This is a genomic window from Yersinia sp. LJYL362 (assembly GCF_048323875.1).
In genome coordinates, this window is the sequence record NZ_JBLWEX010000169.1 from 1 (window position 1) to 13,118 (window position 13,118).

A 13,118-nucleotide genomic window follows, 5' to 3' on the forward strand; every position below is an offset into this window, starting at 1 on the left:
CGATTGATTTAAGAATGGTTTGGCGTCTGTCTTCAAGTTCGCGCAGATAACCCAAACGGCTTTCCAACTGGCGCAGCTGGGTATCATCCAACCCGCCGGTAACTTCCTTACGATACCGTGAAATAAAGGGCACGGTATTACCTTCATCCAGCAGGCTTATCGCGGCAATAACTTGCTCTGGTCGCGCCTGTATTTCGCTTGCAATAATGCTGCTCAGTTGTTCATTCATAAGTCTGATATCAATTTTGATAGTGAGTAGGAAAAACGGCAGAAGATAGTTATACGGATTGCCCGGATAAATTGCCAGTAGAGTGGTCGCTGAGCTTGAGCTAACGTGAACTTATCGGTAAAAGGTTAAGGTATAGTAGTGGCATTTCTGCCAAAGGAATAAGTGGATAACGGTATGGCGAAAAGTAACTATATTACCCGCGAAGGCTGGCAGGCACTGGATCGTGAACTGCATTATCTATGGCGAGAAGAGCGGCCAGTAGTCACTCAGGCGGTGTCTGAAGCCGCGGCTATGGGTGATCGTTCGGAAAATGCCGAATATATCTACGGTAAGAAGCGCCTGCGGGAAATTGATCGTCGGGTACGCTTTCTGACCAAACGCCTTGAAGTGTTGAAAATTGTTGATCCCGATCCGCGCCAGGAAGGGAAAGTCTATTTTGGTGCTTGGGTTCGGGTCGAAAATGAATCAGGAGAACAGCGCATCTTCCGCTTGGTGGGGCCAGATGAGTTCGATCCGGCGAAAAAATGGATTTCTATCGATTCACCGGTGGCCCGAGCCTTGATAGGTAAACAGGTCGATGATGAGGTGACGGTTCAAACACCAAATGGTGAGGCGACTTACTGGATTTTAGAGATTCGCTACCGCCCATTTGATGAAAGTGTTGATAATTAAGCCTGACAATAAGCTTTGTAACAATTTCGACTAGAATGTATACCATAAATAGCTGTCTGTTAGAGTGAGTTTTTCTAACAATGTGCAGATTCAGGCAATACGGCCTTTGGGAGTAATAAAATGCAAGAGAATCACAAGATTCTGGTCGTTGATGACGATATGCGCCTACGCGCGCTATTGGAACGTTACCTGACAGAACAAGGTTTCCAGGTGCGCAGTGTTGCCAATGCGGAACAGATGGATCGCTTGCTGACTCGTGAGTCCTTCCACCTGATGGTGCTCGACCTGATGTTACCGGGGGAAGATGGCCTGTCTATCTGCCGCCGCCTGCGCAGTCAAAGCAACCCAATGCCGATCATTATGGTGACGGCCAAGGGTGAAGAAGTTGACCGTATCGTCGGGCTGGAAATTGGTGCCGATGACTATATTCCAAAGCCATTTAACCCACGCGAACTGCTGGCTCGTATCCGCGCGGTGCTACGCCGTCAGGCCAACGAACTTCCAGGTGCCCCTTCACAAGAAGAAGCGGTGATTGCATTTGGTAAGTTCAAATTGAACCTGGGTACCCGCGAGATGTTCCGTGAAGATGAACCTATGCCACTGACCAGCGGTGAGTTTGCGGTGCTGAAAGCGTTAGTCAGTCACCCGCGTGAGCCACTGTCTCGCGATAAACTGATGAATTTGGCTCGTGGCCGTGAATACAGTGCAATGGAACGTTCTATCGACGTACAGATTTCACGTTTGCGCCGCATGGTAGAAGAAGATCCAGCTCATCCACGCTATATCCAAACTGTATGGGGCTTGGGCTACGTATTTGTGCCGGACGGCAGTAAAGCATGAGGCGATGGCGCTTTTCTCCACGTAGCTCATTTGCCCGAACCTTATTACTGATTGTGACTTTGCTGTTTGTCAGCCTGGTCACGACGTATCTGGTGGTACTGAATTTCGCCATTTTGCCCAGTTTGCAGCAGTTTAATAAAGTATTGGCATATGAAGTCCGTATGCTGATGACTGATCGGCTGCAACTGGAAGATGGCACGCTACTTGAAGTCCCGCCAGCGTTTCGGCGTGAGATTTACCGTGAATTGGGGATTTCGCTTTATACCAATGCCGCGGCAGAGGAAAGTGGCCTGCGTTGGGCACAGCATTACAAGTTTCTTAGTGATCAAATGGCCCAGCAATTAGGTGGGCCAACCGATGTTCGGGTCGAAGTGAATAAAAACTCGCCCGTTGTCTGGTTGAAAACGTGGTTATCGCCAGATATTTGGGTGAGGGTGCCATTAACCGAGATCCATCAGGGCGATTTCTCGCCGCTGTTCCGTTATACCTTGGCCATCATGTTACTGGCAGTTGGCGGTGCCTGGCTGTTTATCCGTATTCAGAATCGACCCTTGGTTGAACTGGAACATGCGGCTTTGCAGGTCGGTAAGGGCATCATTCCGCCACCGCTGCGCGAATATGGTGCTTCTGAGGTCCGTTCTGTCACCCGGGCATTTAACCAAATGGCGGCTGGCGTGAAGTTGCTGGCTGATGACCGCACCTTGTTGATGGCGGGGGTCAGTCATGACTTGCGTACGCCATTGACCCGTATCCGTTTGGCGACAGAAATGATGAGTGAAGCCGACGGCTATTTGTCTGAGTCAATCAATAAGGACATTGAAGAGTGTAATGCCATTATCGAGCAGTTTATTGATTATCTGCGCACTGGGCAGGAGATGCCGACCGAACCGAGCGATCTTAATGCGGTATTGGGTGAAGTGATTGCTGCTGAGAGTGGCTATGAACGAGTGATTGAAACGGATTTATGTGAAGGCGAAGTGATGGTGGATATTCATCCATTATCGATCAAGCGCGCCCTGGCAAATATGGTGGTGAATGCTGCTCGTTACGGCAATGGTTGGATAAAAGTGAGCAGTGGCACAGAGCTACAGCGGGCTTGGTTCCAGGTGGAAGATGATGGACCGGGTATTAAGCCGGAAGATTTGAAGCATTTGTTCCAGCCTTTTGTCCGTGGCGATAGTGCCCGTAGTACCAGTGGCACCGGGTTAGGGTTGGCCATTGTGCAGCGAATTATTGATGCGCACGCCGGTTCGTTGGATATCGGCACCAGCGAGCGGGGCGGATTACGGATTCGGGCCTATATCCCGTTGCCGTTGGATGTTAAACCTAAGCCACCAGCAGTAGTGTGATCTGATTTGGTTGTTGAATATTAATTGTTCAGTGAGCACCGAACAAACAACAACCGAACCTGATAACTAAACCACCAAGCCAGATTTAATCTATTCTTGATTTGCGAAAAACAAAAAGGGACACAAATGTGCCCCTTTTATCATCTTACAAAACCAAATCTAAATCAGATCTTTGGCCCTGCGCTAACCAACGCAGCCCCTGCTGGGGTATCGGTATACTTATCGAAGTTAGTGGTAAAACGCTTCGCCAAATCTTCGGCTTTCTCCTGCCACTGCGCGACATCCGCGTAAGTATCGCGCGGGTCGAGGATTGCGGGGTCTACGCCCGGTAATGCCATCGGAACGGCCAAATCGAAGATTGGCAGGGTAAAGGTTTCAGCTTTATCAATTTCACCATTCAGAATGGCGTCAATGATGGCTCGGGTATCTTTGATGGAAATACGTTTGCCGGTGCCATTCCAGCCAGTGTTGACCAGATAAGCTTGAGCGCCCACCGCTTGCATACGTTTAACCAATACTTCTGCATATTGTGTTGGATGCAGTGACAAGAATGCGGCACCAAAACAAGCAGAGAAGGTTGGTGTTGGCTCAGTGACACCGCGCTCAGTACCCGCCAGTTTGGCTGTAAAGCCAGACAGGAAGTGATACTGGGTTTGATTTGCCGTCAGGCGAGATACCGGCGGTAATACGCCAAAGGCATCAGCAGTCAGGAAAATAACCTTGGTGGCATGACCTGCTTTAGAGACTGGCTTAACAATATTTTCAATGTGGTAGATAGGGTAAGAAACACGGGTGTTTTCAGTTTTGGAACCGTCATTGAAATCAACAGTACCATCTGGTAGCACTACCACATTCTCCAGCAATGCATCACGCTTAATCGCATGATAAATATCGGGTTCTGCTTCTTCGGATAACTTGATGGTTTTGGCATAGCAGCCACCTTCAAAGTTAAATACGCCGTCATCATCCCAACCATGTTCATCATCGCCGATCAACTTGCGTTTCGGATCAGTGGACAGGGTGGTTTTACCGGTACCGGACAAGCCGAAGAAGATAGCCACATCGCCTTTTTCACCGACGTTAGCCGAGCAGTGCATAGAAGCAATGCCTTTCAGTGGCAACAGGTAGTTCATCATTGAGAACATACCTTTCTTCATTTCACCGCCATACCATGTGCCGCCAATCAGCTGCATACGTTCTGTCAGGTTAAAGGCCACAAAGTTCTCTGAATTCAGACCTTGCTCTTTCCAGTTCGGGTTAGTGCATTTAGCGCCATTCATGACGATAAAATCAGGCTCGAAATGGGCCAATTCTTCATCAGTTGGGCGGATAAACATGTTTTTAACGAAATGCGCTTGCCAGGCCACTTCAGTAACAAAGCGAACTTGCAGACGGGTATCGGCATTAGCACCGCAGAATGTGTCAACAACAAACAGGCGCTTCCCAGACAGTTGATTAGTGACCAACCCTTTCAGGTGAGTCCAAGTCTCTTGGCTTAGCGGTTTATTATCATTCTTGCCTTTGCCCTGATCGGCCCACCACACGGTATCCTGGGTGATAGCATCACGGACAATATATTTATCTTTTGGTGAGCGGCCGGTAAAGATACCGGTATCTACCGCAATTGCTCCTGTGTTGGTGAGGGTTCCGCGCTCGTATCCTTCGAGTGTGGGTTTAGTCTCTTCCTGGAACAGTAAATCATAGCTTGGGTTGTAAACAATCTCGCTGACGTTATGGATGCCATAGGCGGCGAGCTCCTGCGGGGTAATTCCTTTAACACTCATGTCATAACTCCTGGATCGTCAATTTTCTACCAGCGATTGTAATTACTCATCCCCGATTAACAGCGATAGCGTTCAAATATTTCAATATATGACCTACTTTTCGCTAGGTTATGAGAGATAGGACACGGATTGTCGCAAGTATGAAACGGCAGAAGAAATGGCTGGGCACGAGTCAGCACCCAACCAAGTATTACGAGAATTAATGAATTTGTTCTGATGAAGGGCTGTTACCGCTTTTTAATGTGGCAATATCGACCGCATCAAACAGGTAGTGAGTACCGCAATACTCGCAATTCATATCAATATTGCCATCTTGTTCCAGCATCTCTTTGACGTCATCTTCGGATAGCGTCACTAATGCATCGGCGCAACGTTCGCGAGAACAGGTACAGCGGAAACTGACATTTTGTGGTTCGTAAAGTGTCACCTCTTCCTGATGATATAAACGATACAGCACCTCATTGGCCGGCAGGGTGAATAGCTCCTCAGCTTTGATAGTGGTAGTAAGCTGTGCGAGATGATCAAATTCATCTTCATTACGCTCCTGTGCGGGTAGAACTTGCAACAGCATACCGCCTGCGGCAGGTTTACCTTCCACATTACCGGTGCGGATAAACAGGCGGGTAGGTAACTGTTCTGACTGCATAAAGTAATTTTCCAGGCAGGCGGCGATAGTCTCACCTTCCAATGCCACTACACCTTGATAGCGCTCACCCTGTGCCGGTGTGATGGTTATGACCAGATAGCCACTATTGCCCATCATCTCTTGCAGCGTACTTTCATCACTGATTTCACCTTTAAAGCGGGCGACACCGCGCATTTCTTGCTGGTTATTGCCGTTAATCACTGCCAGTGAGAGTGGGCCTTCCCCACCTTGCAATTGCACCGTGATATCACCGTCAAATTTGAGGGTCGCGGTCAGCAGACTGGTCGCGACCAACATTTCACCTAACAGTTTTTGTACCGCAGGAGGGTAGTCATGATTAGCGAGCATCTGTTGGTAGGTTTCATTGACTGAAACCAGTTCACCACGCACAGCATGGTTAGCGAACAGGTAGCGTTGCAGTTGATCATGATTAGAGTGATCGTGATTAGATTGATCGTGATTAGACATAGGTTTCTCTCTTTCTGGCTGCAAGCAGTTTACTCAGGCTCGCCTTGTTTAAATTTGATTAGATTGCGACGCTCTTTTTTATCCGGTCGCCGATCCGGATGTGGCATGGTCAGAGCATTGAGCTTACGTGCTTGTGCCACTTTCTCGCGGTTAGCAATGCTGGCCTCAGTTTCTTCATACAATGCCTGCGCTTCACTTGCGCCTCTGCGTTGGTGGTGTAGCGCCAAGACCCGTACTGTGCGCTCATCGTTACCTTGGCGCAGACGAATTTCGGCATTGATTTCAACCAGCTTACTCGGTTTACCACGCTGCCCGTTGTAATGGACTTTGCCGCCATCCACCATTTCTCGCGCTATTGCTCTGGTTTTGTAAAACCGGGCGGCCCAAAGCCATTTATCTAGCCGAACCGATTCGTCCGAGACTGCTTTCTCTTTCATGAATACTCCCAGCCGTCATGCTCATTTATTCCGACATTACTTGCGTAACTCTAATGCAGGCAATAGCTTACGGTAGTCATTGATTGCAGGGTGGCTGTGAAATGCTTTATCAGCACAGCTGGAGTCAGGGTTTTCTATTCCCAGACAGTAGCGGATACCAAAGGTGCGCGCAGCATCCAGAATCTTCTCACTGTCATCGACAAATAAGGTTCTGGCAGGATTCAGCCCGGTATGCTGCGTGACAGCTTGCCACAGTCGTTGATCTTCCTTTGGATAACCAAATGTATGGGTAGAAAGTAATAAATCAAGGTGCTGGTCGAGAGCGGTGTGCTCAATTTTTACCGCCAGACTGTGTGGATGGGCATTGGTGAGTAAAATGGTTTGTAAGCCGCGCTCACGTAAACTGGCTAAAAAGGGCTGGGTATCCTGGCGCAACCGCACGCGATTGCCCGCTTGCGTGGTCATCGCGTAGATATCCAAATCTAGCCGCTCGCTCCAATAATCGAAGCAATACCAATTGAGTGTGTGCTGCACTGCCAGATATTCATCATGGATAATTTTATGCGCCTGCTCCAGAGATATCCCCCGGCGTTGGCTGAGTGTTTCCGGTACCTGTTTGAGCCAGAAATGGCTGTCGAACTCTAAATCGAGCAGAGTGCCATCCATATCCAACAGCACGGTATCAATTTCTTGCCAATTCAATTCAGGGGGCATCGCGACTCCACATCACATTAGCTGTATTCACCCGTCATACTTCAAGCTGCATGTGCGTTGGCTGCATTCAATCACCCCAGTCACTTACTTGTGTAAGCTCTTGGGGATTCACTCAATTGCCGCCTTCCTGCAACTCGAATTATTTAGGGCGTAAATAAGACTAATGATAAACGAAAAAGGGCTAACGTAGGAAAGGCGCTGGAGTGAGGGGTTGGTTGAAGCAATTATCATAATAGCGTTGAATATTATCCATGCGACTACGGTTTTTCAGGACGCGCCGAATAAATAAGGTGGTATTCACCACTAAACACACAATCAGAACCAGCAGCAGCAGGCTGGTGCCCAAATAACGACCGAGTGTCACGATATCCGGTTCGCTGTGTAATGCAATATGGCGAGTTCCATTGGCATCGGTGGTGATATTGGTAATGATACCTTCAGCCTTAAATGGGGTATTGAGTAGCAGCCCTGAGAGCCGCTGCAATTCGCGCCACTGCTCCAACGCACTGTAATCGAACAGAGGAACCGAGGGAGCAGGGTGATTGACTAACTGTTTCCCCTCATCGCTGGTAATCAGGAACCCACCCGGTGGAGGGCTGTTCAAGGCTTCTGTCGCCAGATGTGTTTCACGGTAAACAAATGATGAGGTTGCCGTTTTAACCAGATTTTCCAGAGTGTCGGCGCTGACCGGACGTAACAGCACATTCATGCCTTTTAAGGTGCCTGACTGTGCTCGTTTTACCAGCCCTGACCAATTCTTGGCATTCCCCAAATTCACTAAAGCATTTTTCAGGCGAATACAATCAGCATCACCACCACATAATGCCTGTGTTTTTAAGACGATATCCGCAAAATTATCCAGCAAAATCATACCGGACTTTTCAATAGCGGTTGCCAGTTGTGGGTTAACGTTAGCATCCGAACCTTGGGGGTGTAGCTGCTGATTGACGGTAGCTACCAGTGATGCAGCCTTTTCAATGATCTCAGATTCAGGTTGCGGCAATGGCGCTGCATTGTTCCAATAGATACCGGAGCAATCAAAAGGAGTGAAAACAAAACTGTGCGAGTTTTGAGTATTCGGCGGGACATAACACATCCCCATTCCCTGTGCTTTCAGCATATCACCAATACGGAGCGGCATTTTTTCTAATGCTTCAACGCTGGTCACCTGCTGGCTTTGCGCACCTTGCAACCAGGCGACACTCAATTTTAGTGGCAGCCCCAGTGGCACATAGATCAGTAATAACGCCATCACCAACAGCGATCCGGCCATTAATGTCAGGTTTTTCCCCCAGCGTTGTAGGGGAAAGTGCTTCATTTCATCATGCAGGGACAAAAACGGCCCCTGACGTACAACCTGACGATTGAGGTAGATATCAATATTGGTTTTTTTGCCCAAATCATGAGCAAAATAGGGGCCCCAATGTGCCGGATAGATCAGATCGACAATCCCGAGCGAGATATTATTCATCTGCCCCTGATTTGACTCACCGAACAGGCCCCAGCGCTTTGGTGTGCCACTTAGGCAATGAACTTCCCGCAAATCTTTTTCAGATAGTGGGCGGAACATATTCCAGCATGCCCAGCCAGTCAGTGTTGCCGCCACAATAATCAGCCAGGGCAGTGTTACCGCAGGGCCAGTCAGTGCAAAGAACAGTAACAGCAATGCCAAACAAATGGCCCCAGCTTCTTTCAAGCCGTTAGTACCATGCAGGGCATATTCTTCCGGGGTTTCCTTGCGGATATTCAGTAGCTCAATATGTTCACTATCCGCCTTGCGGATTGACGCGTTTTGCGGCACGGAAGATAAAATAGGCTGGTAAGTGTTCTCTGACTGATGATTTTTCAGCGTATGCCCGTTGAGGGAAATAACCAAAGGGATCGTTTGGGTTTGGATAAGTTCGACGTCATTATCCTGAGTAATATATTGTTCCCATGAAGCTGGTAGGTGAACTTCAATAGAATCAAGATAATAGCGCCATTTATTCGGTTCGTCAGTTGCCACGCCATAGCGGGTAATCGCGCGGGTTACCGCATAAACATTGTCACTTTGAGGTGTTAAAATCAGTTTCGCGGGCGAAGACACACTGTTTGTCAGGGTTCGGGTATCAAACGTTGACTGGGGTTTAAACCCTATTTTGTCTTGTTGGTTTAGCAGGTAGTTTTCAATGTTGACCCGCTCTTCCGGTGTCAGTTTTCGATGCGTGGGTTGCGCGAACGGCAGTGTTGCAGCTACGGGGATAGGTCGGCGGAATCGGAACCACCACAACAAACCCACTGTGATCAGACTGGTCAACAGTAAGGCCAATATTAAGACTATTGTGCTCATCCCATCCCCATCCGAGCGCCCCTGACTTACGTCAACTCTATGAAATAATGCATCATACCCAACATGCGGCAAACTGCATGTGCGTTGGCTGCTTTTATTTGCCGCCTTGCTGCAGCTTGAATCATTTAGGGTACATATTACGCATAAACACAGTACAGAGGCATATAACAGCGTTATTCATCAAATAACCTAATACAAGTGCTCTTAAACTGCCCGTAGACTGATAAGGATAGCAAGGCTAAAACATCGGTAATATCAGCATAATCCTATTTTCAAACACAAGTTTTAACTGATATTGCGCAGATATAGGATGATAATTAACCGGTTGAATCTTGACTAAACTCGCCGCCATGTTAAAAACAGGTAAATTATATCTAACTGACATTGCGATAAAGGTTCTCATTAACGCACAATGTGATCAAGTTCTAATAAAATCCAGTATAAAGAGTCGGGTTAATCCGCATAGGTAAAAAGTGGCTTATTAAGTAACCATTTTATGGGCCTGACTACCCCGATGTGCGTCCGACCGGCGGCGAGTTTTAATTTGGGGCCATTATGAAACACCTGCAAAAACCTAAAATACATAAAATAGAAACGATTGCCCGCTCCCGCTTGTTTACTGTTGAAGCGGTGAGTTTGGAGTTCAGCAATGGTGTACAACGTGTTTATGAGCGTATGCGCCCATCGAATCGCGAAGCCGTTATGATTGTGCCAATCATTGGTAATGACTTACTGCTGATCCGCGAATATGCCGTGGGTATCGAAGAGTATGAGTTGGGCTTCCCTAAAGGACTCATTGATCCCGGAGAGGGCGTATTAGACGCTGCTAATCGTGAATTGATGGAGGAAGTTGGATTTGGCGCTGAGCGTTTTGATTACCTTAGTAAGCTGACGATGGCCCCCTCCTACTTCTCGAGCAAAATGAACATTGTTGTCGCGCAAAACCTCTATCCGCAAAGTCTGGAAGGTGATGAGCCAGAACCACTGCCACAAGTGCGCTGGCCGATTGCGAATATGATGGCACTGCTTGATGAACCCGGTTTTTGCGAAGCCCGCAATGTCAGCGCACTGTTTTTGGCCCAGGCATTTCTGACTAAAGCGGGTATCGCTTAATATTGAGCTGCTCTAATAAAAAAGCCGGGTGATCTTGCGATCCCCGGCTTATCAGCAGTAACTCAATTATCAGAACAGTTCGTGAGTCTGGCCGTTATCCATCAGCGTGGTACCCGCTTCATGTACAGAATATTCGGTAGGTTGTGTCCCCTCGATAAAGTACTCTGAGCGGCTACCTGGCCCACCTGTGGATAGTTTACCTGTTTGCTTATCAATCACTACACTGACGATACCCGGTGGTGGCGCGACTTGTTTTTCCGGCAAACCTTCAAGGGCTGCTTTCATAAAGTCATTCCACGCCGGTTGAGCAGTTTTCGCCCCGCCTTCAGCACCTGATATCTGGTCAGAAATTGCGCCAGATGCAGTACTACGACCCAAGTCACGGCGATGATCGTCAAAACCAATCCAGACTGATGTCACAGTGTCCGGGCCATAGCCGGAGAACCATGCATCTTTCGAGTTGTTGGTGGTACCGGTTTTACCGCCGATATCTTTGCGTTTTAAATCGCGCCCAGCACGCCAGCCTGTCCCCATCCAGCCCGGTTCACCGAAGATGTTGGAGTTCAATGCATCGCGAATCAGGAACGCCAGCGGTGTGCTTATTACATGCGGTGCATACTGCTCATCGCTATTGAGCTTAGCTTGTGCTGGAGTGACTTGTTCCAGCTCCGGCATTGGCACATTGCTGGCATTATTGGTTTGTGAAGTCGCCACATTTTCGGTGTTATCGTCGGATAGCACCACAGAGCGCTGTGTATCGCCATAAATGACCGGCAGGTTACACTCTTCACAGACAATTTTCGGTTTCGTTTCAAACAGCACATTGCCGGTATCATCGGTGATTTTGGTGATGAAATACGGATCGACCAAATAGCCGCCGTTTGCCAACACCGCATAACCTCGGACTAGCTGCAATGGCGTGAATGAAGCGGAACCCAGCGCCAATGATTCTGAATGCACGATGTTTTGTGCCGGGAAACCAAAGCGTTGCAGATATTCAGCCGCATAATCTACACCCATGGCGCGCATGGCTCGCACCATCACCACGTTTTTCGATTGACCCAGGCCTTGGCGTAGACGAATCGGGCCGTCATAAGTGGGTGGCGAGTTTTTTGGCCGCCAGTCGGTACCCGCACCGGCATCCCAACGCGTAATCGGCAAGTCGTTGAGAATGCTTGCCAAGGTCAGGCCTTTGTCCATCGCCGCGGTGTACAGGAAAGGTTTGATATTCGAACCAACCTGACGCAATGCTTGTGTAACACGGTTGAATTTACTTTGGTTAAAGTCAAAACCGCCTACCAGCGCTTTAATCGCACCATTATTCGGGTCAATAGAAACCAAGGCAGAGTTGACGTCTGGTACTTGAGCGAGCCACCAGTTGTCATCCACTTTTCTGACCCAAATCTGCTGACCTGGCTGAACAACATCGGTGACCTTTTTAGGTGTCGGCCCCTGAGCATTGTCAGATTTATACGGACGCGCCCAGCGCATACCGGCCATCGGTAATGTCACGCTACTACCATCAGCCAACATGGCTGTTGCCTGTTCCGCATTTGCCTCAGTGATAACCGCAGGCAACAGTGGGCCATAGACTGGCAGTGTTTTCAGTGAATCAATAATTTGCTCACGACTCCACGCGCTTTCGCCCACCTTCCATAACACATTGGATGGGCCACGATAGCCGTGGCGCATGTCATAAGCCAACACATTGGCGCGTAAGGAGTCCACCGCCGCGAGCTGAAGCTTTTTGGTGATAGTGGTATAGACCTGATAACCGTCGGTATAGGCGTTTTCGCCATAGCGCTTAATCATTTCCTGACGCACCATTTCGGACAGATAAGGTGCTGAGAAAGCAATTTGCGGCGCATGGTAGTTGGCAACTAACTCTTCACTACGAGCCTGATCGTACTGCGCTTGGGTGATGTACTTTTCATCCAACATGCGCGACAGCACCACATTACGACGTGCAACAGCGCGGTCATGTGAGTAAAGCGGGTTGAAAGTTGATGGCGCTTTTGGCAAACCGGCAATCATCGCCATCTGGCTGAGAGTCAACTCGTTGACTTCTTTACCGAAATAAACCTGCGCCGCCGCCCCGACACCATAGGCGCGGTAACCCAGATAGATCTTGTTCAGATACAACTCAAGAATTTCATCTTTGGTCAGTAGCTGTTCAATGCGAATGGCCAGAAAAGCCTCCTTGATTTTACGCATCAAGGTTCGTTCCGGGCTTAAGAAAAAGTTTCGCGCTAATTGCTGGGTGATGGTACTGGCCCCTTGAGAGGCGCGCCCCGACACCATAGCAATAGAAGCCGCACGTAGGATACCCACCGGGTCCACACCGTGATGCTCATAGAATCGGCTATCTTCCGTCGCAATAAACGCATGTACCATTTCTGGTGGAATTTGTTTTAATGTCAACGGGATACGGCGCTTTTCACCGTATTGGGCGATCAATTCGCCTTCGGCGCTATACACCAACATAGGTGTTTGCAGCCGGACATCTTTCAGTGTGGCAACGTCGGGTAGCTGAGGCT

At 48.7% G+C, this 13,118-nt stretch carries 11 protein-coding genes; 4 read left to right on the plus strand and 7 right to left on the minus strand.

Annotation, left to right across the window (positions count from 1 at the left end; genetic code table 11):
• Nucleotides 1-229: Tex-like N-terminal domain-containing protein (locus tag ACNSO8_RS08085; RefSeq protein ID WP_418394368.1), on the minus strand; the 229-nt coding region annotated here is incomplete at its 3' end.
• A gap of 174 nt (nucleotides 230-403) precedes the next feature.
• Here ACNSO8_RS08085 and greB point away from each other — a divergent pair.
• The 3 genes from greB to envZ all read left to right on the plus strand — a co-directional run bounded on the left by greB (nucleotide 404) and on the right by envZ (nucleotide 3,090).
• On the plus strand, nucleotides 404-901 hold the full coding sequence (gene greB, locus ACNSO8_RS08090) for a transcription elongation factor GreB (protein WP_026018070.1): 498 nt from the start codon (nucleotides 404-406) through the stop codon (nucleotides 899-901).
• A 120-nt stretch (nucleotides 902-1,021) separates the two neighbouring features.
• On the plus strand, nucleotides 1,022-1,741 hold the full coding sequence (gene ompR, locus ACNSO8_RS08095) for a two-component system response regulator OmpR (protein WP_004709363.1): 720 nt from the start codon (nucleotides 1,022-1,024) through the stop codon (nucleotides 1,739-1,741).
• On the plus strand, nucleotides 1,738-3,090 hold the full coding sequence (gene envZ / locus ACNSO8_RS08100) for a two-component system sensor histidine kinase EnvZ (protein ID WP_005159658.1): 1,353 nt from the start codon (nucleotides 1,738-1,740) through the stop codon (nucleotides 3,088-3,090). The genes ompR and envZ overlap by 4 nt, the downstream gene beginning before the upstream one ends.
• A gap of 164 nt (nucleotides 3,091-3,254) precedes the next feature.
• Here the strand turns inward: envZ and pckA are convergent, their stop codons facing one another.
• From pckA to ACNSO8_RS08125, 5 genes are all read right to left on the minus strand, one after another.
• Nucleotides 3,255-4,874, minus strand: coding sequence for a phosphoenolpyruvate carboxykinase (ATP) (gene pckA, locus ACNSO8_RS08105; RefSeq protein ID WP_005159660.1), 1,620 nt, complete (start codon nucleotides 4,872-4,874; stop codon nucleotides 3,255-3,257).
• Nucleotides 4,875-5,073: 199 nt separating this feature from the next.
• Nucleotides 5,074-5,988, minus strand: a complete 915-nt coding sequence (gene hslO, locus ACNSO8_RS08110; RefSeq protein ID WP_019081545.1) for an Hsp33 family molecular chaperone HslO — start codon at nucleotides 5,986-5,988, stop codon at nucleotides 5,074-5,076.
• A 29-nt stretch (nucleotides 5,989-6,017) separates the two neighbouring features.
• Nucleotides 6,018-6,425, minus strand: a complete 408-nt coding sequence (hslR, locus tag ACNSO8_RS08115) for a ribosome-associated heat shock protein Hsp15 (RefSeq protein ID WP_005159667.1) — start codon at nucleotides 6,423-6,425, stop codon at nucleotides 6,018-6,020.
• Nucleotides 6,426-6,461: 36 nt separating this feature from the next.
• The gene (gene yrfG / locus ACNSO8_RS08120) at nucleotides 6,462-7,139 is read right to left on the minus strand and encodes a GMP/IMP nucleotidase (protein ID WP_011817352.1); all 678 of its coding nucleotides are present in this window, start codon (nucleotides 7,137-7,139) and stop codon (nucleotides 6,462-6,464) included.
• A 181-nt stretch (nucleotides 7,140-7,320) separates the two neighbouring features.
• Nucleotides 7,321-9,468 carry an intracellular growth attenuator family protein gene (locus ACNSO8_RS08125; protein WP_418394369.1) on the minus strand — a complete coding sequence of 716 codons (2,148 nt, stop codon included), beginning with the start codon at nucleotides 9,466-9,468 and terminating at the stop codon, nucleotides 7,321-7,323.
• Nucleotides 9,469-10,023: 555 nt separating this feature from the next.
• On the opposite strand from ACNSO8_RS08125, the gene nudE reads away from it, so the two are divergent.
• A complete protein-coding gene (nudE, locus tag ACNSO8_RS08130; RefSeq protein ID WP_019081543.1) occupies nucleotides 10,024-10,581 on the plus strand; it encodes an ADP compounds hydrolase NudE in 558 nt (185 codons plus the stop codon).
• Between the two features lie 69 nt (nucleotides 10,582-10,650).
• Here nudE and mrcA read toward each other — a convergent pair.
• On the minus strand, nucleotides 10,651-13,118 hold a 2,468-nt coding region (gene mrcA / locus ACNSO8_RS08135), incomplete at its 5' end, for a peptidoglycan glycosyltransferase/peptidoglycan DD-transpeptidase MrcA (RefSeq protein ID WP_418394370.1).

Bases quoted from the DNA above. Each gene is read 5' to 3' on its own strand.
- pckA (WP_005159660.1), bottom strand. From the start codon at position 4,874: ATGAGTGTTAAAGGAATTACCCCGCAGGAGCTCGCCGCCTATGGCATC.
- ompR (WP_004709363.1), top strand. From the start codon at position 1,022: ATGCAAGAGAATCACAAGATTCTGGTCGTTGATGACGATATGCGCCTA.
- ACNSO8_RS08125 (WP_418394369.1), bottom strand. From the start codon at position 9,468: ATGAGCACAATAGTCTTAATATTGGCCTTACTGTTGACCAGTCTGATC.
- hslO (WP_019081545.1), bottom strand. From the start codon at position 5,988: ATGTCTAATCACGATCAATCTAATCACGATCACTCTAATCATGATCAA.
- greB (WP_026018070.1), top strand. From the start codon at position 404: ATGGCGAAAAGTAACTATATTACCCGCGAAGGCTGGCAGGCACTGGAT.
- nudE (WP_019081543.1), top strand. From the start codon at position 10,024: ATGAAACACCTGCAAAAACCTAAAATACATAAAATAGAAACGATTGCC.
- hslR (WP_005159667.1), bottom strand. From the start codon at position 6,425: ATGAAAGAGAAAGCAGTCTCGGACGAATCGGTTCGGCTAGATAAATGG.
- envZ (WP_005159658.1), top strand. From the start codon at position 1,738: ATGAGGCGATGGCGCTTTTCTCCACGTAGCTCATTTGCCCGAACCTTA.
- yrfG (WP_011817352.1), bottom strand. From the start codon at position 7,139: ATGCCCCCTGAATTGAATTGGCAAGAAATTGATACCGTGCTGTTGGAT.